At 70.7% G+C, this 22144-nt stretch carries 13 protein-coding genes; 8 read left to right on the top strand and 5 right to left on the bottom strand.

The annotated features are described in order from the left end of the window. Window positions 1-23 precede the first annotated feature (23 nt). Window positions 24-1112 carry a DUF5005 domain-containing protein gene (locus JAN01S_RS02310; protein ID WP_068313056.1) on the top strand — a complete coding sequence of 363 codons (1089 nt, stop codon included), beginning with the start codon at window positions 24-26 and terminating at the stop codon, window positions 1110-1112. Between the two features lie 16 nt (window positions 1113-1128). Here JAN01S_RS02310 and JAN01S_RS02305 read toward each other — a convergent pair whose 3' ends face one another. Both JAN01S_RS02305 and JAN01S_RS02300 read right to left on the bottom strand, forming a co-directional pair. Next, complete coding sequence (locus tag JAN01S_RS02305) at window positions 1129-1956, bottom strand: SDR family oxidoreductase (RefSeq protein WP_068313053.1); 828 nt, start codon at window positions 1954-1956, stop codon at window positions 1129-1131. Between the two features lie 37 nt (window positions 1957-1993). Next, window positions 1994-3139 carry an acyl-CoA dehydrogenase family protein gene (locus tag JAN01S_RS02300; RefSeq protein ID WP_068313049.1) on the bottom strand — a complete coding sequence of 382 codons (1146 nt, stop codon included), beginning with the start codon at window positions 3137-3139 and terminating at the stop codon, window positions 1994-1996. A 77-nt stretch (window positions 3140-3216) separates the two neighbouring features. On the opposite strand from JAN01S_RS02300, the gene JAN01S_RS02295 reads away from it, so the two are divergent. Genes JAN01S_RS02295 through JAN01S_RS02270 form a run of 6 tightly spaced genes read left to right on the top strand, consistent with a single transcriptional unit; the run spans window position 3217 to window position 10782 of the window. Further along, window positions 3217-4023, top strand: coding sequence for a TIGR03084 family metal-binding protein (locus JAN01S_RS02295; RefSeq protein ID WP_068313046.1), 807 nt, complete (start codon window positions 3217-3219; stop codon window positions 4021-4023). Then, on the top strand, window positions 4020-5747 hold the full coding sequence (locus JAN01S_RS02290; protein WP_084359951.1) for an acyclic terpene utilization AtuA family protein: 1728 nt from the start codon (window positions 4020-4022) through the stop codon (window positions 5745-5747). Before JAN01S_RS02295 ends, JAN01S_RS02290 begins: the two co-directional genes overlap by 4 nt. Beyond that, window positions 5744-7342 (top strand): acyl-CoA carboxylase subunit beta, encoded by a 1599-nt coding sequence (locus JAN01S_RS02285; protein WP_068313040.1) that lies wholly within the window; start codon window positions 5744-5746, stop codon window positions 7340-7342. The genes JAN01S_RS02290 and JAN01S_RS02285 overlap by 4 nt, the downstream gene beginning before the upstream one ends. Before the next feature lie 10 nt (window positions 7343-7352). After that, on the top strand, window positions 7353-9386 hold the full coding sequence (locus JAN01S_RS02280; RefSeq protein WP_068313037.1) for an ATP-binding protein: 2034 nt from the start codon (window positions 7353-7355) through the stop codon (window positions 9384-9386). After that, window positions 9383-10174 carry an enoyl-CoA hydratase family protein gene (locus tag JAN01S_RS02275; RefSeq protein ID WP_068313035.1) on the top strand — a complete coding sequence of 264 codons (792 nt, stop codon included), beginning with the start codon at window positions 9383-9385 and terminating at the stop codon, window positions 10172-10174. The genes JAN01S_RS02280 and JAN01S_RS02275 overlap by 4 nt, the downstream gene beginning before the upstream one ends. Beyond that, the gene (locus tag JAN01S_RS02270) at window positions 10171-10782 is read left to right on the top strand and encodes a TetR/AcrR family transcriptional regulator (protein ID WP_205353156.1); all 612 of its coding nucleotides are present in this window, start codon (window positions 10171-10173) and stop codon (window positions 10780-10782) included. The genes JAN01S_RS02275 and JAN01S_RS02270 overlap by 4 nt, the downstream gene beginning before the upstream one ends. A gap of 50 nt (window positions 10783-10832) precedes the next feature. On the opposite strand, the gene JAN01S_RS02265 is transcribed toward JAN01S_RS02270, so the two are convergent. The 3 genes from JAN01S_RS02265 to dnaE are packed head-to-tail and all read right to left on the bottom strand — an operon-like array spanning window position 10833 to window position 20393. Beyond that, on the bottom strand, window positions 10833-12131 hold the full coding sequence (locus JAN01S_RS02265; protein WP_084359949.1) for an oxygenase MpaB family protein: 1299 nt from the start codon (window positions 12129-12131) through the stop codon (window positions 10833-10835). A gap of 31 nt (window positions 12132-12162) precedes the next feature. Next, window positions 12163-14328: a S9 family peptidase gene (locus tag JAN01S_RS02260; RefSeq protein ID WP_068313033.1), complete on the bottom strand. Its 2166-nt coding sequence runs from the start codon at window positions 14326-14328 to the stop codon at window positions 12163-12165. Continuing rightward, on the bottom strand, window positions 14325-20393 hold the full coding sequence (gene dnaE / locus JAN01S_RS16470) for a DNA polymerase III subunit alpha (protein WP_157075560.1): 6069 nt from the start codon (window positions 20391-20393) through the stop codon (window positions 14325-14327). Before dnaE ends, JAN01S_RS02260 begins: the two co-directional genes overlap by 4 nt. 160 nt (window positions 20394-20553) lie before the next feature. Here dnaE and JAN01S_RS02250 point away from each other — a divergent pair, with 160 nt between their 5' ends. Continuing rightward, complete coding sequence (locus JAN01S_RS02250) at window positions 20554-22098, top strand: AMP-binding protein (RefSeq protein ID WP_068313031.1); 1545 nt, start codon at window positions 20554-20556, stop codon at window positions 22096-22098. Window positions 22099-22144 lie beyond the last annotated feature (46 nt).

Raw genomic sequence — 22144 nt, 5'->3', positions numbered from 1 at the left:
CGCCCCCGTCGTCAGGAGACCGCATGCACCGCAGCCGGCTGACCGTGGGCACGCTCGCCCTCGCCGTCGGTGCCGGTCTGCTCGTGGGCTGCACCGACGAGGGCGAGGGCGGTGACTGCGAGGCGACGGACGCGCGCTTCTCCTGGGCGACGCCGTCCCCGCAGGACGACGCGCGCTTCGACCTCACCGGCCCCGGGTGGGTCGCCGGCGACTCGACCTACTCCGTGGGGCTGCCCGACGGACGCACGCTGTGGCTCTTCAGCGACTCCTTCATCGGCGAGGTCTCGCGCAACGGCACTCCGGCCCCGGGCATGGCGATGGTGCACAACGCCCTCGTGGCCGAGGGCGAGGGAGGTCGGCTGAGCACGCGCACGGGCGAGGGGCCGGAGTCCTTCTTCCCCGACCCGAGCGAGCAGAGCTACTACTGGGTGCAGGACGCCGCCGTCCAGGGCGACGAGCTCGTCGTCTTCCTGTCGCTGACCCGGCAGGAGGGTGAGCAGGGCTTCGTCTGGGAGCGCAACGCGATGGCCCGGGTCTCCCTGCCCGAGCTCGAGGTCACCGAGATCATCGACCCCGGTCCCGGCGCGGGCGACCGCGTGGCCTGGGGTGCCGGCGTGATGTCGACGCCGACCCACACCTACGTCTACGGCGTCGAGGACCTCGAGGAGGCCAAGCACCTGCACCTGGCGCGGGTTCCCGCGGGCAACCTCACCGATCGTTCTCGCTGGCAGTACCGCACCGCCGACGGGTGGTCCGACGACGTGACGCAGAGTGCGCGGCTCACCGACGGCGTGGCCAACGAGCTGAGCGTCAGTCCCTACCGCGACGGCTACCTCATGGTCTCGTCGGACACCTCGCTGCCCTTCAGCCCGAAGATCAACGCGTGGACGGCCTGCTCGCCGCAGGGGCCGTGGGAGGAGCGGCAGACGATCTACGAGACGCCGGAGTCCGGCCGGGGGCAGCACTTCACGTACAACGCCCACGGCCACCCGGAGATCTCCGACGACGGTGAGCTGCTCATCTCCTACAACGTCAACACCTTCGACTTCGACGAGCTGACCCGCGACCCCACCCTCTACCGGCCGAAGTTCATCACCCTCGACCTGGAGTGACTCGGCCAGCGCGCGCTCACGCGTCGAGGAAGAAGTCCGGGAACAGCTGCTCGACCGGCGGCCCGTAGACGGACAGGTCGGTGACGCCCTCCTCCGCGAGGACGTCGTCGTCGATGAGGAAGCGCCCGGTGCACTCCGCCGGGTCACGGGTGAGGACCGCGTGGGCGGCATCGGCCATGATCTGCGGGCTGCGGCTGCGGGCCATCGTCTCGTCGCCGCCGAGGAGGTTCTGCACCGCGGCGGTGGCGATGGCCGTGCGCGGCCACAGGCTGTTGGCCGCGATCCCGTGCTCGCGCCACTCCTCGGCGAGCCCGAGCGTCACCAGGCTCATGCCGTACTTGGCGATCGTGTAGCCGAGGTGGGCACCGGCCCAGCGCGGGTTGAGGTTGAGCGGCGGTGACAGCGTGAGCACGTGGGCGGCGTCGGAGGCCTTGAGGTGCGGCAGCGCCGTCTTGGCCAGGAGGAAGGACCCGCGGCAGTTGATGTCCTGCATGAGGTCGTACTTCTTCATCGGCAGGTCCTGCGTCGAGGACAGGTCGATGGCGCTGGCGTTGTTGACGACGACGTCGATCCCCCCGAACCGCTCGACCGTGCGCTCCACGGCCTCCTGGACCGACTCCTCGGAGCGGACGTCGCCGAGGATCGGCAGGGCCTGCCCGCCGGCCGCCTCGATCGCGGCGGCGGCGGTGTGGATGGTGCCCTCGAGCCTCGGGTGGGGCTGGTCGGTCTTGGCGAGGATCGCGACATTGGCACCGTCGCGGGCGGCGCGCTCGGCGATGGCCAGGCCGATGCCGCGGCTGCCCCCGGACATGAGGATGGTGCGTCCGGCGAGTGAGCGGGTCATGGTCTCTTCTCCTTGGATCGGGTGAGGGCGAAGGGGGTCAAGCCGGCAGTCCGTCCATGCGGGCCAGGACCTGGAGCATGACCTCGTCGGCGCCACCGCCGATGGCGCCCAGGCGCACGTCGCGGAAGAAGCGCGCGGTCCACGTCTCCTCCATGTAGCCCATGCCGCCGTGGAACTGCAGACAGGTGTCGGCCACCTCGCGGGCCAGGCGGCCGGCGGTCAGCTTGGCGACAGTGGCCCCTCGGGTGACGTCCTCGCCCGCGCTGATCGCCTCGCAGACCGCGGCGTTGTGGCTGCGCAGCAGGTCCACCTGCGCGGACAGGTCGGCCAGGCGGAAGGCGACGTGCTGCTTCGACCCGAGGAGACCCCCGAAGACCTGCCGCTGCATGACGTACTCCCGGGTGCGCTCCAGCGCCCGCTCGCAGCTGCCGACGGTGGAGTACGCGGCGTACATCCGCTCGACGACGAACTGCTGCATCTGCTGCTGGAAGCCGCGACCGATCTCGCCGATCGTGTGGGCCACCGGGACGCGCACCTCGTCGAGCACCAGCTCGGCGGTGTCCGAGCAGCGGTTGCCGAGTTTGTCCAGCGTCTTGGCCACGGCGAACCCGGGGGTGTCGGTGGGGACGACGACCTGCGAGATGCCTCGGTGTCCCCCTTCGTCGGAGGTCCGCACGAGCAGGCAGACCCAGTCGGCCTGGGTGCCGTTGGTGATGTAGGTCTTGCGGCCGGTGATGACCCAGTCGTCGCCGTCACGCACCGCCCGGGTGCGCAGGCCGGCGACGTCGGAGCCGGCGTCGGGCTCGGTGACCGCGATCGAGGCGACCGCCGTGCCCGCGATCGCGGGAGCGAGGAAGTCACGCTTGAGCTCCTCGGACCCGAAGCGGGCCAAGGACGGCGTCGCCATCATCGACTGCACGCCGAGGGCCATCGGGACACCACCGACATCGGCGCGGCCGAGCTCCTCGGCGGCGACCATCTGGAAGGAGTGGTCCGCTCCCTCACCCCCGTACTGCGGGTCGTACTCGAGGCCGAGCAGCCCCAGCGCCGCCGCCCTGGGGAAGAGGTCGTGCGCCGGGAAGGTCCCCGCCGCCTCCCACTCGTCGGCACGCGGGTTGATCTCGGTCTCGACGAAGGTGCGCACGCTGGCGCGGAAGTCGGCGTGCTCATCGGTGAGGCGCATGTCGACGACGGTAGTCACGCGGCACCGACAAAACAAGCATGCTTGATTGTTTTTGTCCTTCGTGCCACCCTCGCCGCATGAGCGACACCGTGGCCGCCTTCCTCGACGAGTGCTCCGATCTCGACGCCCTCGTCGCCGGTCTCGACGAGGCCGGCTGGTCCCGCGACACCCCTGCCGCCGGGTGGACGATCGCGCACCAGATCGCCCACCTGGCGTGGACCGACGAGGTCGCCCACCTCGCGGCGACGGCGCCGGAGCAGTTCGACGCCGAGCTGCAGGTGGCGATGCGGGACCCCTTCGGTCATGCGGACACACGCGCTGCGGAGGGGGCCGGCGCTCCCCCGGCAGAGCTGCTGACCCGGTGGCGCACCGGTCGCAAGCGCCTCGCCACCGCCCTGCGCGAGGTCCCTGAGGGCATCAAGCTGCCGTGGTTCGGTCCGCCGATGAGTGCCCGGTCGATGGCCACCGCGCGCCTGATGGAGATGTGGGCGCACGGCCAGGACGTCGCCGACGCCCTCGGGGTCCGGCGCGAGCCGACCGACCGACTGCGCGACATCTGCCACCTCGGCGTGCGCACCCGTGACTTCGCCTACGTCATCAACGACCTCCCGGTGCCGTCCGCTCCCTTCGCCATCCGGCTCACCTCCCCCGGTGGTGAGGTGTGGGAGTGGGGCACCCTTCGAGGCTCAGCCGCGGACGGCCTCGCACCTCAGGGACCGGACCACGGAGCTGTCACCGGGTCCGCCGAGGACTTCGCGCTCGTCGTCACCCAGCGACGCGAGGTCGGGGACACCGGGCTCGTCGCCACCGGCGAGGCGGCGCACTGGCTGACCTTCGCCCAGGTCTTCGCCGGGCCGCCCAAGGGAGCGGGGGCCCAGGCATGAGCGTGGCGCCCGAGGTGCTGCGCGTCGGCAACTGCTCCGGCTTCTACGGCGACCGGCTGGGCGCCATGCGCGAGATGCTCGAGGGCGGTGAGCTGGACGTGCTCACCGGCGACTGGCTGGCGGAGCTGACGATGCTCATCCTCGCCCGCGACCGGATGAAGGATGAGGGCACCGGGTACGCCAAGACCTTCCTGAGGCAGCTGCACGACTGCCTCGGTCTCGCCCTGGACCGGGGAGTGACGATCGTCGCCAACGCTGGCGGGGTCAACAGCCCCGGGCTCGTCACGGCGATCCGCGAGCTCGCGACCGAGCAGGGTCTGACGGCCGCCGTCGCCCACGTGCGCGGCGACGACCTCACGCCCCGCGCGGCCGACCTCGGTCTCGGCACGCCCCTGGGCGCCCACGCCTACCTCGGCGGCTTCGGCATCGCCCGGGCCGTCGCCTCCGGCGCGGACGTCGTCGTCACCGGCCGGGTCACCGATGCCTCGGTCATCGTCGGGCCGGCCATCGCCCACTTCGGGTGGGGTCGCAACGACCTCGACGCCCTCGCCGGAGCGACCGTCGCGGGGCACGTCATCGAGTGCGGCACCCAGGCGACGGGGGGCAACTACGCCTTCTTCACCGAGATCAAGGACCTCGTCCGTCCCGGCTTCCCGATCGCCGAGATCCGGCGCGACGGGTCGAGCGTCATCACCAAGCACCCGGCGACCGCGGGTGCGGTCACCGTCGACACGGTCACCAGCCAGCTGCTCTACGAGGTGCAGGACGCCCGCTACGCGGGCCCCGACGTGACCTCGCGACTGGACTCGATCTCCCTTCGTCAGGACGGACCGGACCGGGTGGAGATCAGCGGCGTACGCGGCGAGGCCCCGCCTCCCGACGTCAAGGTCTCGCTGACCTCGCTCGGGGGCTTCCGCAACGAGATGACGATGGTCGTCACCGGTCTGGACATCGAGGCCAAGGCCGACCTGGCGCGCCGCCAGTTCGAGGACGCCCTGACGATCTCCCCCACCGACCTGACCTGGACGCTCGCCCGCACCGACGCGCCGGACGCCCCCACCCAGCAGCAGGCGGCCGCCCTGCTGACCGTCGTCGCCCGCGACCCGGACCCCAAGGTCGTCGGTCGCCCCTTCTCCAACGCGGCCGTCGAGATCGCGCTCGGCTCCTACCCCGGGTTCCACCCGACCTCTCCCCCGGGCGCGGCGGTCCCGTACGGCGTCTTCACGCCCGGCTGGGTCCCGCAGTCCGTCCCGCAGCACGAGGTCGTGCTCGATGACGGCAGGGTCGAGGCGGTACCCCCGCCGACGACGACCCGCCCCCTCGAGCCCCTGACCGACGCCCACCCCGCGCATGTCCCCGGGGAGATGCGCGAAGGGGGAACCGTCCGGGCCCCGCTGGGCACCGTCGCCGGGGCCCGCTCGGGCGACAAGGGCGGCAACGCCAACATCGGCGTCTGGGTTCGCGAGGACGCCGCTTGGCCGTGGCTGGCCGACCTGCTCACCCCTGAGCGGGTCCACGAGCTGCTCCCCGAGACCGCCGACCTGGCCCTGACCATCACCCACCTGCCCAACCTGCGCGCCGTCAACATCGTCGTCGAGGGCCTCCTCGGCGAGGGCGTCGCGTACAACGCGCGCTTCGACCCGCAGGCCAAGGGCCTGGCGGAGTGGTTGCGCTCCCGGCACGTCGACATCCCCACCTCCCTCCTCCCCACGGAGCCGCAATGACGATCCTCAGCAGCACCCTCGACCCGACCTCGCCGGAGGCGCAGGCCTCCGCGAGGGCGATGCGCGAGGCGCTCGCCGCCATCGACGCGGAGGTCGCCACGGCGGTCGCCGGTGGAGGTGAGAGGTACGTGGCCCGGCACCACGGCCGCGGCAAGCTGACCGCCCGCGAACGCATCGAGCTGCTGCTCGACCTGGAGTCCCCCTTCCTCGAGCTGGCGGCTCTGGCCGGCTACGGATCGGACTTCACCACCGGCGGCTCCGTCGTCGCCGGCATCGGCCTGGTGAGCGGGGTGGAGTGCCTCGTCGTCGCCAACGACCCGACGGTCAAGGGCGGCGCGAGCAACCCGTGGTCGCTGAAGAAGTCCCTCCGGATGCACGAGATCGCCCTCGCCAACCGGCTGCCCGTGATCTCTCTCGTGGAGTCCGGCGGCGCCGACCTGCCGACGCAGAAGGAGATCTTCATCCCCGGTGGCGCGATCTTCAAGAACCTCACCCGGCTGTCGCGGGAGGGCATCCCGACGATCGCCCTCGTCTTCGGCAACTCGACCGCCGGCGGCGCCTACCTGCCCGGCATGAGCGACCACGTCGTGATGATCGAGGAGCAGTCCAAGGTCTTCCTCGCCGGGCCCCCGCTCGTCAAGGCGGCCACCGGTGAGGAGTCCGACGACGAGTCGCTCGGTGGCGCCGACATGCACGCGCGCGTCTCCGGTCTCGCCGACCACTTCGCCCGCGACGAGCAGGACGCCATCCGCATCGGCCGGCGCATCGTCGCGCGGCTGAACCACCGCAAGGCCGCCGGACCGGTCACCGCGACACCGAAGCCACCGCGCTACGCGGCCGAGGACCTGCTGAGCATCGTCTCGCCGGACCTGAAGTCCCCCTTCGACCCCCGCGAGGTCATCGCCCGGATCGTCGACGACAGCGACTTCGACGAGTTCAAGCCGCTCTACGGCTCCTCGCTCGTCACCGGCTGGGCCCAGTTGCACGGCTTCCCCGTCGGCATCCTCGCCAACGCCCGCGGCGTGCTCTTCAGCGAGGAGTCACAGAAGGCGGCGCAGTTCATCCAGCTGGCCAACCGCTCGAACACCCCGCTGCTCTTCCTGCACAACACGACCGGCTACATGGTCGGCAAGGAGTACGAGCAGGGCGGCATCATCAAGCACGGCGCGATGATGATCAACGCGGTCTCCAACTCGACCGTCCCGCACGTCTCCGTGCTGCTCGGCAACTCCTACGGCGCCGGCCACTACGGGATGTGCGGCCGTGCCTACGATCCGCGGTTCGTCTTCACCTGGCCGTCGGCGCGCTCAGCGGTCATGGGGGCGGCGCAGCTCGCCGAGGTCGTCCACTCGGTGTCCAAGGCCTCCGCGCTCTCCCAGGGCAAGCCCTTCGACGAGGACGGCGCCGCCGCCATGCGCGCGTACATCGAGGGCCAGATCAACGCCGAGGCGATGCCGATGGTCCTCTCCGGCCTCGTCTACGACGACGGGATCATCGACCCGCGCGACACCCGGGACGTCCTGGGCATCGCCCTGTCCGCCATCCACACCGCACCGGTCGAGGGGACCTCCTCCTTCGGCGTCTTCCGGATGTGAGAGGAGCACCATGACCCAGCCCAGCACCCCCATCCGTTCCGTCCTCGTCGCCAACCGGGGCGAGATCGCCCGCCGTGTCTTCGCGACCTGCCGTGCGCGTGGCATCGCGACGGTCGCCGTCTTCTCCGACCCCGACGCCGACAGCCCGCACGTGCACGAGGCCGATGCGGCCGTGCACCTGCCGGGCAGCGCCCCCACCGACACCTACCTGCGCGGCGACCTCATCATCGAGGCCGCCCAGCGGGCCGGCGCCGACGCCATCCACCCCGGTTACGGCTTCCTCTCGGAGAACGCCGACTTCGCCGCGCAGGTGGTCGCCGCCGGACTGACCTGGATCGGCCCGGAGCCGGAGTCCATCCGGGTCATGGGCAGCAAGGTCGAGTCGAAGCAGCAGATGGCTGCCGCCGGCGTCCCGGTGCTCGACCGCCTCGACCCGCAGGAGGTGGCGCAGGAGCACCTGCCCGTGCTCGTCAAGGCCTCCGCTGGTGGCGGCGGTCGCGGCATGCGGATCGTGCGGACCCTGGCCGATGTCGACGAGGCCGTCGCCTCCGCCTCCCGCGAGGCCGCGTCCGCCTTCGGCGACCCGACGGTCTTCGTCGAGCGCTACCTCGAGGCCGGGCACCACGTCGAGGTGCAGATCATGGCCGACGCACACGGTGCCGTGTGGGCCCTCGGCGAGCGCGAGTGCTCGCTGCAGCGCCGTCATCAGAAGGTCATCGAGGAGTCCCCCTCTCCCCTCGTCGAGCACGTCGGCGGTGACATGCGCGATCGCCTCCTGCAGGCGGGGCGCGATGCCGCCGCGGCCGTCGGCTACCGGGGTGCGGGCACCGTCGAGTTCCTCGCCCTGCCGGACGGGTCCTTCTTCTTCCTCGAGATGAACACCCGCCTCCAGGTGGAGCACCCGGTCACCGAGTCGGTCACCGGCACCGACCTCGTCGGTCTGCAGATCGACGTGGCCGAAGGGGGGTCCCTCCCCGCACACGAGCCGGTCACCCGGGGGTGGTCGATCGAGGCGCGGTTGTACGCGGAGGACCCCAATGACGACTGGCGTCCGCAGACGGGGACCATCGCGGCCTTCGATGTCCCGGGAGTGGCGACGCGCTTCGAGGTCGCGCCCGAGCACTGCATCCGTCTCGACAGCGGTGTCGAGACCGGCTCGGTCGTCGGCACCCACTACGACGCGATGCTCGCCAAGGTCATCTCCCGCGCCCCCACGCGGGAGGAGGCCGCACGCGAGCTCGCGGCGGCGTTGCGGCACAGCCGGATCCACGGCATCGCGACCAACCGGGACCTGCTCGTCGCGAGCCTGGGGCACGAGGAGTTCCTCGCCGGCACCGCGGACACGGGCTTCTACGGGCGCCACGAACCCGCCTCCCTGACGGAGGGCAGCGCCCTGCCCACCGACCTGGCGTCGCTCGTCGCCGCCCTCTCCGACGGAGCGCGTCAGGTGGCTCGTCGACCGGTCATGGCGACGGTCAGCAGCGGCTACCGCAACGTGCCCTCGGCCTTCCAACGGCGCACCTTCGCGCACGGTGAGGAGGAGGTCGTCGTCGGCCACCGGATCGGGCGCGACGGACTCCAGCTGGAGTCACCCCCTTCGTCCGTGGCCGAGGTGGCCCTCGTCGAGGCGAGCGCGGACGACGTCGTCCTCGACCTCGACGGGGTCCGGCGCCGCTTTGCCGTCTCTTGGCTGGATGGTGACGAGGAGTCCGTCGTCGTCGACTCCGCCCTGGGGTCGCGGACCCTGCGCCTGCTGCCCCGCTACGTGGACCCGGCGGCGCAGGCCCCGGCCGGCGCACTCGTCGCGCCCATGCCGGGCACGATCACCGGCGTCCACGTCGTCGAGGGCGATGTCGTCGAGACGGGGGCTCCGATGGTCACGCTCGAGGCAATGAAGATGGAGCACACGGTCTCGGCTCCCGCGGCCGGTACCGTCACCCGGGTGGCGGCCGTCGTCGGTCAGCAGGTCGACCAGGGCGTCACGCTCGTCGTCGTCAGCGACGAGGCGGGGACCGCAACCGATGAGAGGACGGACGCAGGATGAGCGCGCCACAGGGCCCCCGGGTGAGGACCGGCACCGACGCCGGTGTCATGACGATCACCCTGGACTCCCCACACAACCGCAATGCCCTCTCCGACCAGCTCGTGACCGAGCTGCTCGACGGGCTGGCCGCGGCCGAGGCCGACGACGACGTCCGCTGCGTCGTCCTGACGCACACCGGCACCACCTTTTGCGCGGGTGCCGACCTGTCCGAGGCGCGCAGCAACACCGACGACGACCCGGCCCGGGTGCGCGCCGACCAGCTCGTCGACCTGCTGCGCGCGATCGTCGCCCTGCCCAAGCCAGTCATCGGGCGGATCGGCGGGCACGTGCGGGCCGGCGGCATGGGTCTCGTCGGTGCGTGCGACATCGTCATCGCGGGCGAGTCGTCGACCTGGGCGCTCACCGAGTCCCGCCTCGGGCTGGCCGCCTCGGTGATCTCCCTGACGGTCCTGCCGAAGGTCGACCCGCGGGCGGCATCGCGCTGGTTCCTCACCGGGGCGAAGTTCGACGCCACGGAGGCCGCGCGGATGGGGCTGGTCACCCAGGCGGTGGGCGGGACCGAGGAGCTCGACGAGGCCGTCGCTGCAGTGACGCGCGACTTCGGTGCGTGCTCTCCGCAGGGGCTGCGTGAGACCAAGGCCCTGGTCACGCACGAGGTGCTCGCCCACATCGACACCCATCGCGAGCGCGTCGCGGCCCAGTCCGCGCGGCTCTTCGTCAGCGACGAGGCGCGTGAGGGGATGCTCTCCTTCATGGAGAAGCGGCCGCCGCGGTGGGCCACGGGGTGAGCACCGTGCGCGCGGCGGGCGAGCCGAAGCAGGACCGTAGTCGGGCGACCCGGCAGCGGCTGCTCGAGGCGACCGTCCACTGCCTCGCCGAGCGCGGGTGGAGCGCCGCCACGGTCTCGGTCATCGCCGACGAGGCGGGGATCAGCCGCGGCGCGCTGCAGCACCACTTCCCCACCCGGGAGGCGCTCGTCGTCGCCGCCCTGGAGTACGTCTTCGACGAGCGCCGCAAGCAGATCGAGGCGCTGCCGCCCCCGACCGCGGCGGGCGCCGAGCGTGTGCACGCCGTGGTCGCGACCCTCATGGAGACCTACAACGGGGAGCTCTTCCGCGCGGCGCTGCACGCATGGACGGCCGCGGCGGCCGACGCGCAGGTGCAGGAGGTCATCGCGCCCCTCGAGCGACGGTTCGCCCGGTCGGTGCACGCCCTCGCGGTCTCGCACCTGGGCGTCGACGACGGCGACCCGCACGTCCGCACGCTCATCCAGGCCACCCTCGACCTCGCGCGCGGTCTGGCCCTGGCCGACCTGCTCACCGACGACTCGAAACGCCGTCGGCGCATCGTGCGCACCTGGTCGGCGGTCCTCGCCGACGAGCTGGACGGCGGCTGACCACTCCTCCCCCGACGCGGGGTCGGGTGGGTCGGGGCCGGCCGGGCCACTCAGGCTGGCAGGTCCCGCGGCCCGTGTGTGGCGTCGCCGAGGCGCAGCACGAAGTCCGCCTCGTAGCGACGGTCCGAGCGCTCCTCGAGCCACCTGCGCCCGCGCTCCACGCGCACGACCACCACGGTCTCGACGAGGTTGCGCACGATCTCGACGGGGACCAGCCACGGCGGCCGCACCGGCAGGCCCAGGTCGTGCAGGCTCTGCCGACCGAGCATCGGACGGGCCAGGCTCAGCACCCGCTCGCGGGCCCACACGCCGTGCAGGCGCGCTCGGGCTCCGCCGGTGCGCTCCTCACGCAGACCGTCGACGAGCGGCCGGGCGAGCCGGGCACCGTTGGGCGTCACCTGTCCCTGGGCGAGCAGGATGTGCGCGTTGAAGTGGTGCTGCGCGCGCTCGCTGTCGAAGAGCCAGTCCTCGTCGACTCCCATGAGCCAGCCGACATAGCGCCACAGATGCATGATCGCGTCCGAGTCCTCGCGCGGGACGAGCCGGCCGAGGGCCCGGCAACCCAGGAGCGCGGCCCCGCTGAAGAGCCCCAGGGTCGCCGCCGAGTCGGCCTGGTTGATCGGCAGCCCGTGGCCCGCGATGTCGTACCGACCGGGGCGCTCGTAGCGGTCGGCCACGAGCGCGTGCATGACCCGCACGTGCAGCGTCGACGCCCAGCCCACGCCACCGGGCTCCAGCCCACCGGGTCGGCTGACCTGGTGGGTCCACGCCTGGGTCTCGCCGAGCCGGCGCATCGCGCCCTCACCCGAGAGCGCCCCCGTGGCGACGAGCAGCTCGGTCGGGCCGCCGAACCGGTAGCCCCCGATGAGGCCGAGGATGAGCAGGGCGTCGTCGCGACTGCGCCCGAGCCGCCGGTAGGCACGCGCACCGCGCTCAACGAGGTCACGGTCGAGCCACCCCGGGTCCGGCGTCACGGCGGCGAAGAACTCACGCAGGGCTGCCGGCGCCCCCGCGTCGACTCCACCCGCAGCAAGTGCCTCGCGCAGCTGGCGCATCGTCACCCGCTCCGGATCCTCGGGTACGCGCCCCATGGCGGCCACGAGGGCGGCCCCGACCTCGTCGCGGACCATCATCCGCCGGCCGATCTCGTCGACGAGACCCTCGTCGACGCTCCGGTCGCGTGCGGCGAGGAAGAGCGGCCGCGCCAGTCGGCGCGTGCGCTGCGGGTCGCCGCGGAAGCGGCTCGGAACCGCGGGCCGAGGGTCCGTCTTCAGGGGGACGATCGGCACCTCGGGCCGAGGGCTCGCCTGGGCCTCCGTGGCGCGGGCTTCGCTGCCGGTCGCGGTCATGCGCTCACGTTAGCCACATCCGGGGCCGTGGTTACCGGCTGGTCACCACGTCCGTCGCACCGATCCGGTCGAGCACCCAGGCCCACTCCCACGCCGTCTGCTCCCAGGCGTCGTAGCGCCCGGACCGGCCACCGTGCCCGGCACTCATCTCGGTGCGCAGCAGGACCGGTCGCTCGTCGTCGTGGTCGGTCACCTCGCGCAGGCGGGCCACCCACTTCGCCGGCTCGGTGAAGTACACGCGGGTGTCGTGCAGCGACGTCGTCGCGAGGATGGCCGGGTAGGCCAGGGGCGCGATGTTTTCGTACGGGCTGTAGCCGCGCATGTAGCGATAGACCTCGGGGTCATCCAGCGGGTTGCCCCACTCCTCCCACTCCCCGACCGTCAGCGGCAGGTCGGGGCGCAGGATGGTCGTCAGCGCATCGACGAAGGGCACCGCCGCGAGCACGGCCGCGAAGCGGTCGGGCGCGAGGTTGGTCGCGGCGCCGACGAGCAGACCGCCGGCGGACCCCCCTTCGATCGCGAGGCGGTCACGGGCCACCCAGCCGGTCTCGTGGAGGTGCTCGGCGGCCGCGACGAAGTCGGTGAAGGTGTTGCGCTTGGCGAGCATCTTGCCGTCGTCGTACCAGTGACGGCCGAGCTCGCCGCCACCGCGCACGTGCGCGACCGCGTAGACAACACCGCGGTCGAGCAGTGAGAGCCGCGCGATGGAGAAGTACGGGTCGAAGCTCATCTCGTAGCTGCCGTAGCCGTACAGCAGGCCGGGGTGGGACCCGTCCGGCTCGGTGCCGCGGCGCATGACGAGCGAGACGGGGACACGGGTGCCGTCCGGCGCGGTCGCCCAGGTGCGCTGCTGCTCGTAGTCGGCGAGGTCGACCCCGCCGAGCACGGGCTGGCGCTTGAGCACGTGCCGCTCCCCCGTCGCCGCGACGACGTCGAGGACGGAGCGCGGGCTGACCCACGACTCGTGGACGATGCGGATGCGGTCGGTGTCGGGGTCGGCGACCGGGCCGAGGGAGACGGTGTGCAGCTCGTCGTCGAAGCCCACGTCGACGGGTGCGCCGTAGTCCGATGCGACGAAGGGGGTCGACTTCGCCTCCCGCGGCAGGATCCGCAGCGCGGGCAACCCGTCGGCGCGAAGGGAGAGCACCGCGAAGTCGTCGAAGGCGTCGACACCGACAAAGCGCTCGCCGTCGGCGCGCTCGAGGAGCGGCTGCCACTGCTCGTGGCTCGTCGCGTCGAGGGGCGCCCAGGCGAGGTCGCCCTCGGGCTGGCGCTCGTTGTGCACGATGAGCAGGTGGTCGGCGGCCGGCTCGACGTCGTACTCGACGCCGTCGCGGCGCGGGGCGACGCACCGCATCGGGCCGGTCGGGTCGTGGGCGTCGATGAGGTGCACCTCGGAGGTGGTCTTGCTGCCCAGGCCGAGGACGATCCAGCGCTCGTCGCGGCTGGTGCCCAGCCCCATCCAGAACCGCTCGTCGCTCTCCCGGTGCACGAGCACGTCGTCGCCGCGCGCCGTACCGACCTCGTGGCGCCACACCTCGTGCGGCCTCCATGCGTCGTCGACCGCGACGTGGAAGAGGTGGCGCGCGTCGTGGGAGAACGCCAGCCCGTAGCCGGCGCCGGTCACCGCCTCGTCGAGGACCTGCCGGGTGGCGATGTCGACGACGGTGACGTCGAAGCGCTCGTCACCGGTCACGTCGACGGCGTAGGCCATGCGGGTGTGGTCCGCGCTCACTTCGAAGCCGCCGAGGGAGAAGAACTCGTGCCCCTCGGCCAGGGCGTTGCCGTCGAGGAGCACCTCCTCGCCGGGCAGCGGCTGCGACGGGTCCAGCTCGGGCACGGCGGTGCGGTCGGTCAGGGGTGCCCGGCACTGGATCGCGTACTGGCTGCCCTCGACGGTGCGGGCGTAGTACCACCAGTCGCCGGAGGCCACGGGCACCGTCAGGTCGGTCTCGAGGGTGCGTGACTTGATCTCGTCGAACAACAGTTGACGAAGGGGGGTCAGGTGCGCCGTCGTCGCCTCGGCGTAGGCGTTCTCCGCCTCGAGGTGGGCGATGACGGCTGGGTCCTCGCCGTCACGCAGCCACTCGTAGGGGTCGGCGACGTCCTCGCCGTGGTGGGTGCGGGTCCACGGCCGCTGGGCCGCGACGGGCGGGGTGGGGTGCGCCCCCTTCGTCGTGCTCGTGAGCTCACTCATGCGCTCACCGCCCGCGCGCCGAGGATCACCTTGAGGTCACCGATGAGCGCCTCCGTGGGCTCGACCCGGTAGCTGGGGTCGACGGACATGGTGACCGACCGGCCGGGCTGGACGAGCTTGATCTGCACGTCGGTGCTGCCGGGGTGCTGGGCGAGCACCTGCTTGACCTCCTCGATGCGGCCCGTGGTGGCGCGGGCGTAGTCGAGGGTGAGCACGACCGGCCCGCGCGGACCGTCGGTGATCTCGGGGATCGTCAGGTCCTCGGCGTAGAGCGAGACGGAGTCGTCGCGGGCGTTCACCCGGCCGCGCACGACGGCGACGATGTCCTGGGTGAGCATGGTCTGGACCGTCAGGTAGGTCTTGGGGAAGAAGAGGCACTCGATCGCACCCTCGAGGTCCTCGACGGTCGCGATGGCCCAGAGGTCGCCCTTCTTGGTGCGCTTGACGCTCAGCCCGGTGACGAGCCCCGCGATGGTGACGTGGCTGCCCTCCTTGATGCCGGAGTCGGGCTGGGTCAGCGCCGCGATCGAGGTGTCGGCGGCGCGCTGCAGCACGTGCTCGACGCCGAAGAGCGGGTGGTCGGAGACGTAGAGGCCGAGCATCTCGCGCTCGTTGGCCAGCTTGGTCCGCTTGTCCCACTCGACGACCGGCACAGGACGCAGGCCCATGCCCTCGATGCCGGCCGGGCCGGCGTCGTCCGCGTCGTCACCGCCGAACATGTCCCACAGCGAGTCCTGGCCGACGGCCTCCTGCCGCTTGACCCCGACGAAGGCGTCGACGTACTCCTCGTGGACCATCACCAGGCCCTGCCGCGGGTGCTCGAGGTCGTCGAAGGCGCCGCCCATGATGAGCGACTCGACCGTGCGCTTGTTGCACACGACCGCGGGGCACTTGGCGAGGAAGTCGTCGAAGGAGGTGAAGGCCCCCTTCTCCTCCCGAGCGGCGATGATCCCGTCGACGACGTTGCGACCGACGTTGCGGATGGCGTTGAGACCGAAGCGGATGTCGGACCCGACGGCCGAGAACGGACCCTGCGACTCGTTGACCGAAGGGGGCAGCACCTTGATGCCCATGCGGCGGCACTCGTTGAGGTAGAGCGCCGACTTGTCCTTGTCGTCCCCGACGGAGGTGAGCAGCGCGGCCATGTACTCGGCCGGGTAGTTGGCCTTGAGGTAGGCGGTCCAGTACGAGACGAGACCGTAGGCGGCCGTGTGCGCCTTGTTGAAGGCGTAGTCGGAGAAGGGGACGAGCACGCCCCACAGCGCAGCGATGGAGGCCTCGTTGTAGCCGTTGGCCTTCATGCCCTCGGAGAAGGGCACGTACTCCTTGTCGAGGACCTCCTTCTTCTTCTTGCCCATGGCGCGGCGCAGCAGGTCGGCGTTGCCGAGGGTGTACCCCGCCAGCTTCTGTGCGATCTCCATGACCTGCTCCTGGTAGATGCAGTTGGAGAGCACCATGCCGTTGGAGACGAAGTTGTGGACGTCCTCGACGGTGATGTCGTAGACGGGTTCCTCGGAACCGGTGACGATCTCGTCGACACCGACCCAATCGAAGGACGCGATGAAGTGGTCCTCCGCCGTCCCCATGGCGGAGAGGTAGGCCGTCGACGTCTCGTTGAGGGGGTACAGGCCCGAGCCGTCGAATCGTGGGTGCGTCGTCTTCGGCGAGTCCACCAGACCCTGACGCCACAGGTGTCGGCGCAGAGCGGGAAGGGTGGCTGCCCCGACGCGCATGGTGGCGAGGGAACGGTCGGCGAGGTCATCGTCCGACCTCACGATGTCTCCCGCGTGGACGAGCATGTGCTCGAGCGCCACACCGCGACTGCGCGAGGCGGTGATGAGCCGGTCACGCGGTGAGATCTTGGCGCGGTGGACCATGACCGGAGTGACGAGCTGCCAGAAGCGCTCGTCGTACACGTGCACCTTCCACACGTCCCGGATGCCGTCGCGAGAGGACACGTAACTGTGGGCGTGGTGCACGCGTGACGGGATGCCAAGAGTGCTCAGGAGGTACTGGACGTCCTCGGCGAGCCGGTGGCTGATCGTCGTGTAGAAGGCGAGCTTCGGTCCGACGTGACCGTCGCCATCCCAGAGGGCGGCCAGCATCCGCGTGCGCGCTTCTGCGCTCGCACGCTTGACTGCCTCGGGGACGAACTTGTGGGCAGATGTCGTCCGCTCGACGTACCCCAGTCCACGCAGCCAGCGGTTGATGCCGATCGTGGAGTACGAACCCCGGCGCGGATTGCCGCCGTTGCCCGTGCCCTGCGGTGACGCCGCGAACCGCACGCGTGGAGCGGAGCGGTCCAGACAGTCCACGACCGGGTGGGTGTCGTCGAAGAGTTCACGCGAGAGGCGAACGACCTCCGCACGCAACTCTGGGCTCGAGTTGATGAAGCTGTTCTCGTCCAGCGTGATGTACCCGTCCGAGACCAGGTAGCCGAGCAGGGCCGCCTCGTCCGGTGTCACTGACGAGGGCGCTGCCCACTCGTGCACATCCCGCGGACGGGCGATCCGGTCCACGCCCGCCACCAGCTCACCGGCGGGAACCCACCCGCGTGGGGTGAGCACCTTGTGGTCGCCGGAGAGCCGCAGCTTCTGCCCGGACGAGGTGTGGACGGTCAGCACCGGCTTGTCCGGCATCTGCCACCAGTGCGTGACCCGACGGCGCACGACCTGGCCCGAGTCGTCGACGCCGAGGGTGAAGAAGCCGTCCCGGACGCGCTGCTCCAGCTCGTCGACGCGCACGCGTTCGCCGGTGTCGGCGTCGATGATCGGGGTCTCCCCGGCGACGCAGAGCCCGTAGGTGTTGCCCAGGATCGGCCCGAGGGCCTCCTCCATCTGCGGCTGGAGCTTGCCCTTCAGCTGCGGGTCGAGCGGCACGACCTCCTGGCGGCCGTTCTTGCGCAAGGCGAAGTTGGTGTGCGCGTTGACACCCATCGGGCCGGGTCGGTAGAGCGCGAGGGCGGCGGAGATGTCCTCGAAGTTGTCCGGCTGCATGAGCCGCAGCAGGGTGCGCATGCCGCCGCCGTCGAGCTGAAAGACCCCGAGGGTGTCGCCGCGGGAGAGCAGGCGGTAGGTCGCCTTGTCGGTCATGTCCTTGGACAGCGCGTCGAGGTCGATCTCCTCGCCGCGGTTGCTCTTGATGTTGACCAGGGCGTCGTCGAGGATCGTCAGGTTGCGCAGGCCGAGGAAGTCCATCTTGACCAGCCCGAGCGTCTCGCACGTCGGGTAGTCGAACTGCGTGAGGACCTGCCCGTCCTGCAGACGGCGCATGATCGGGATGACGTCGATGAGTGGCTCGCTCGACATGATGACGCCGGCGGCGTGCACGCCCCACTGCCGCTTGAGGCCCTCCAGGCCCTTGGCCAGGTCGACGACCTCGCCGAGGTGCTTCTCCGACTCGACGAGCTGGCGAAACTCCTGCCCCTCGCTGAACCGGTCGTGCTCCTTGTCCCACATCTTCGACAGCGGCACGCCCTTGCCCATGACGTCGGCGGGCATCGCCTTGGTCAGTTGCTCGCCGACGTTGAAGGGGTGACCCATGACGCGGGCGGAGTCCTTGACGGCCTGCTTCGCCTTGATGGTGCCGTAGGTGGCGATCATCGCGACCCGCTCGTCGCCGTACTTGTCGGAGACGTAGCGGATCACCTCGGAGCGCCGACGCTCGTCGAAGTCGACGTCGAAGTCGGGCATCGACTTGCGCTCGGGGTTGAGGAAGCGCTCGAAGATCAGACCGTGCGGGATCGGGTCGAGGTCGGTGATGCCCATCGCGTAGGCGCACATCGACCCGGCACCCGAGCCACGCCCCGGACCGACGCGGATGCCGTTGCGCTTGGCCCAGTTGATGAAGTCGGCGACGACGAGGAAGTACCCACAGTTGTGGACGGCAATGCCGTTCGCGACGTAGGTGTGGTCTCCGGACACCGTGAGGTTGTACACCGTTCCGGTATGCGCTCGACGGCTGACCTCCCGCACTCGAACCCACCAGCGTCCGTCGACGTTTCGGGCGTTGTACGGCGCCTTGTGGGCGTCCGGAACCCACTTGACCTTCCAGGAGCGCTGGCTGGGACTACGCACCAAGGTGGCCCACTGTCCCAAGGACAGAAGCATCGCTCGCAATTGTCGACCGAGGGTGGGATTGACGGTCGTCACCATGTGGTGGCCACGAGCATCCACGTACCCGTCACCCTCGTGCCACCCGGCGATGAAGGCGCGCAGACCTGCCCTCGGGACAGAGCGGACCCATGGCGCGACGAACTTGGATCGGACCCCGGATCCGAACATCTCCCGCAGGAACAGAGCCAGGGGGTGATTGGTGAGCATGACGACGACACCCTGATGGTCCGGTCTGGCCGCGCTCGCCTTGGAGTAGACCCGGGGACGTCCCAGTCCAAGGCTCTGGACGAGGTTCGTCAGCCGAGCCACGGCCGGCTCGTCCCGGTGGAGGGTCCAACCGACCTGGCCCGGGTTCGTCTCCCCGTCGGGGTCGTACAGATGTCCCTCAGCCACCCAGAGACCGAGCAACCACATCAGGTCCTCGGACCATTCGACCTTGGTCGGCATGGTGCCGAAATTGGGTCGCGGGGCCCGCTGCTCCCCGCCTCCGAGCCGGGCAACTCGCTCGTCCGGAGTGGACACGACCTGCCACCCGGCGTCCAGCATGAGCTGCTGCATGTCAAACGGTTGGTACGGAGCGGACTCCGGCTGCACGAGGAGGACCTCGTCTCCGGGCCGGACGTGCTGCGCCTCCACCCATCCCTGACCCGCAACGAGGAATGGATGCTCGGCGGTCGCGCTGATGCCCTCGGACTGGCCGTGAGGCCGTACGTCGTACAGGTCCTCCTCGACCTCGCGAGTGAGCACCCGCTCGACCGCGCCCTGAGCCGGCCGCAGGTTCCAGGTACTGATCGATGTGACTTGGTCGCCGACCGACACCTCATCGATGCGTAGCCATGACCCATCGGCCATGAGAACCGGCGTCTCGCCGGGGAAGCAATACCCCTTCCCGGTGATGACTTCGGACTCGTAGTCCGCCTGCTTCTGCGCGTACTCCGGGATGCCGTCGGGGAAGCGCCGCCCGAGACCGCTCTGGACCTCCTTGACGAACCACGACTGCTCGTCCTCCCCCGGCGGGCAGTCGAACTTCGGCATGTACCGCCCTTCGCCCTCGACGAAGGAGACCTCGCACATGTCCGCCACGAGGAGCGTGTTGTCGCACGCCTCCGGCAGCTCGCGCCACAGGTGACGCATCTCGGCGGGCGACTTGAGGTAGTAGCCCTCACCGTCGAACTTGAAGCGGTCGGGGTCGTGCAGCTGGGAGCCGGAGTTGATGCACAGCAGGGCGTCCTGCGCGATCGCATCCTCCTGCTTGACGTAGTGCAGGTCGTTGGTCGCGAGCAGCGGCAGCTGCAGGTCCTTGGCCAGGCGCATGAGGTCATCGCGCACCCGACGCTCGATCTGGTTGCCGTGGTCCATCAGCTCGAGGAAGTAGTGCTCCCGGCCGAAGATGTCGCGGAACTCCGAGGCCGCCTCGATCGCCTTGTCGTACTGCCCCAGCCGCAGGCGGGTCTGGATCTCACCGGAGGGGCACCCGGTCGTCGCGATGATCCCCTCGCCGTACTGCGAGAGCAGCTCGCGGTCCAGCCGCGGCCACTTGGCGAAGACCGAGTCGAGCGAAGCGCGCGAGCCCATGGTGAAGAGGTTGTGCATGCCGGTGTTGTTGCGGGCGAGCAGCGTCATGTGGGTGTACGCGCCACCACCGGAGACGTCGTCGCCGGGCCGGGTGCGCTCGTCGCCCCACTTCACGCGGTTCTTGTCGCTGCGGTGCGTCCCCGGCGCGACGTAGGCCTCGAGCCCGATGATCGGCTTGACGTCGTAGTCCTGCGCCGTCTTCCAGAACTCGTGGGCCCCGAAGAGGTACCCGTGGTCGGTCATCGCGATCGCCGGCATGCCCATCTCCTGGGCGGTGGAGAACATGTCCTTGATCCGCGCAGCACCGTCGAGCATGGAGTACTCGGTGTGGTTGTGCAGGTGGACGAAGTTCTCGGAACGCGGCAGCTCGGACATCGACCCGAGTCTAGATCGACCCGCCGACATCCCCGCAGCCCGTCGATCGCCTCCCAGCCACCGCTCGGCGCGTCGCCCCGCGGTCCGGCCTGTCCCCGGCGACGAAGGGGGTCTAACGTCGGTTGAGACACAGCCGTCAACGACCCAGGGAGGGCCCGGGATGTTCGTCCCCATGTCCGTCAACGACTTCATCGACCGCGCCGCGACCGTCTACGGCGAGCGCCTCGCGGTGGTCGACGAGCCGGAGCAGCCGGCTCCTCCGCTGGAGGACGTCACGTACGCCCGGATGCGCCAGCTGGCCCGCGCGCAGGCCGCGCACCTGGACTCCCTGGGCATCGAGGTCGGTGACCGCGTCGCGGTGGTCTCGCACAACTCCGCGCGGCTGCTGACGAGCTTCTTCGGCGTCTCCGGCTCGGGTCGGGTGCTGGTCCCGATCAACTTCCGTCTGGCCCCGGAGGAGGTGAACTTCATCGTCGAGCACTCCGGCGCGCGGGTGCTGTACATCGACCCCGAGCTGACCTCCCTGATCGACGAGGTGCAGGCCGAGCACACCTTCGTCCTGGGCGAGGACGAGCACCTCTTCGGCGGGATCGACCCGGCCACCGCGCAGCCGCGGGAGTGGGAGCCGGACGAGGCGGCCACGGCGACGATCAACTACACCTCGGGTACGACCGCCCGCCCCAAGGGCGTGCAGATCACCCACCGCAACATCTGGACCAACGCGGTGACCTTCGGCCTGCACGCCGGCATCTCCGACCGCGACGTCTACCTGCACACGCTGCCGATGTTCCACGCCAACGGGTGGGGCATGCCCTTCGCCATGACCGGTGTCGGTGCCCAGCACGTCGTCATCCGCAAGATCGACGGCGCCGAGATCCTGCGCCGCGTCGAGCAGCACGGCGTGACCGTCATGTGCGCCGCGCCCGCGGTGGTCAACTCCGTCCTCGACGCCGCCTCGACGTGGGAGGGCGAGATCCCCGGCCGCGACCGGGTGCGGATCATCGTCGCCGGCGCCCCGCCGCCCACGCAGACCATCGCCCGGGTCGAGACCGAGCTGGGCTGGGAGTTCCAGCAGATCTACGGCCTGACCGAGACCTCTCCCCTGCTGACGATCAACACCCGCCGCGCCGAGTGGGACGAGATGACCCCCGAGGAGCGCGCCGGCAAGCTCGTGCGGGCCGGTGCCCCTGCCCTCGGCTGCACGATGAAGGTCGACGAGGAGAGCGGTGAGGTCCTGGCCCGCAGCAACGTCGTGATGGAGGGCTACTGGAACCTGCCCGAGGAGACCGAGCGGACCTTCGACGGTGGCTGGTTCCACACCGGTGACGGCGGCACGATCGGCGAGGACGGGTACGTCACGATCAGCGACCGCAAGAAGGACGTCATCATCACCGGCGGCGAGAACGTCTCCTCGATCGAGGTCGAGGACGTCCTCTTCTCCCACCCGGACGTCACCGAGGTCGCGGTCATCGGCGTCCCGGACGACAAGTGGGGCGAGACGATCAAGGCCCTGGTCGTCCTCACCGAGGGCTCGAGCGCCACCGAGGCCGACCTCATCGCCTGGTGCAAGAGCAAGGCCGCCGGCTACAAGGCCCCCACCTCGGTCGAGTTCCGCGACGAGCTCGCCCGCACCGCCACCGGCAAGCTGCAGAAGTTCAAGCTCCGCGCCCCCTACTGGGAGGGCCGCGAGCGCCAGGTCAACTGACGCGGCCAGACGAAGGGGGGAGGGCCCGGTCTCGCCGGGCCCTGCC

The organism is Janibacter anophelis NBRC 107843, from assembly GCF_001570945.1.
Lineage (GTDB): Bacteria > Actinomycetota > Actinomycetes > Actinomycetales > Dermatophilaceae > Janibacter > Janibacter anophelis.
The sequence above is the reverse complement of the archived record's forward strand: the minus strand, read 5'-3'. Positions and strand labels throughout refer to the sequence as shown.

Excerpts from the sequence above, each read along its gene's own strand:
- JAN01S_RS02310 (WP_068313056.1), top strand. The coding sequence starts at position 24 with ATGCACCGCAGCCGGCTGACCGTGGGCACGCTCGCCCTCGCCGTCGGT.
- JAN01S_RS02305 (WP_068313053.1), bottom strand. The coding sequence starts at position 1,956 with ATGACCCGCTCACTCGCCGGACGCACCATCCTCATGTCCGGGGGCAGC.
- JAN01S_RS02300 (WP_068313049.1), bottom strand. The coding sequence starts at position 3,139 with ATGCGCCTCACCGATGAGCACGCCGACTTCCGCGCCAGCGTGCGCACC.
- JAN01S_RS02295 (WP_068313046.1), top strand. The coding sequence starts at position 3,217 with ATGAGCGACACCGTGGCCGCCTTCCTCGACGAGTGCTCCGATCTCGAC.
- JAN01S_RS02290 (WP_084359951.1), top strand. The coding sequence starts at position 4,020 with ATGAGCGTGGCGCCCGAGGTGCTGCGCGTCGGCAACTGCTCCGGCTTC.
- JAN01S_RS02285 (WP_068313040.1), top strand. The coding sequence starts at position 5,744 with ATGACGATCCTCAGCAGCACCCTCGACCCGACCTCGCCGGAGGCGCAG.
- JAN01S_RS02280 (WP_068313037.1), top strand. The coding sequence starts at position 7,353 with ATGACCCAGCCCAGCACCCCCATCCGTTCCGTCCTCGTCGCCAACCGG.
- JAN01S_RS02275 (WP_068313035.1), top strand. The coding sequence starts at position 9,383 with ATGAGCGCGCCACAGGGCCCCCGGGTGAGGACCGGCACCGACGCCGGT.
- JAN01S_RS02265 (WP_084359949.1), bottom strand. The coding sequence starts at position 12,131 with ATGACCGCGACCGGCAGCGAAGCCCGCGCCACGGAGGCCCAGGCGAGC.
- JAN01S_RS02260 (WP_068313033.1), bottom strand. The coding sequence starts at position 14,328 with ATGAGTGAGCTCACGAGCACGACGAAGGGGGCGCACCCCACCCCGCCC.
- dnaE (WP_157075560.1), bottom strand. The coding sequence starts at position 20,393 with ATGTCCGAGCTGCCGCGTTCCGAGAACTTCGTCCACCTGCACAACCAC.
- JAN01S_RS02250 (WP_068313031.1), top strand. The coding sequence starts at position 20,554 with ATGTTCGTCCCCATGTCCGTCAACGACTTCATCGACCGCGCCGCGACC.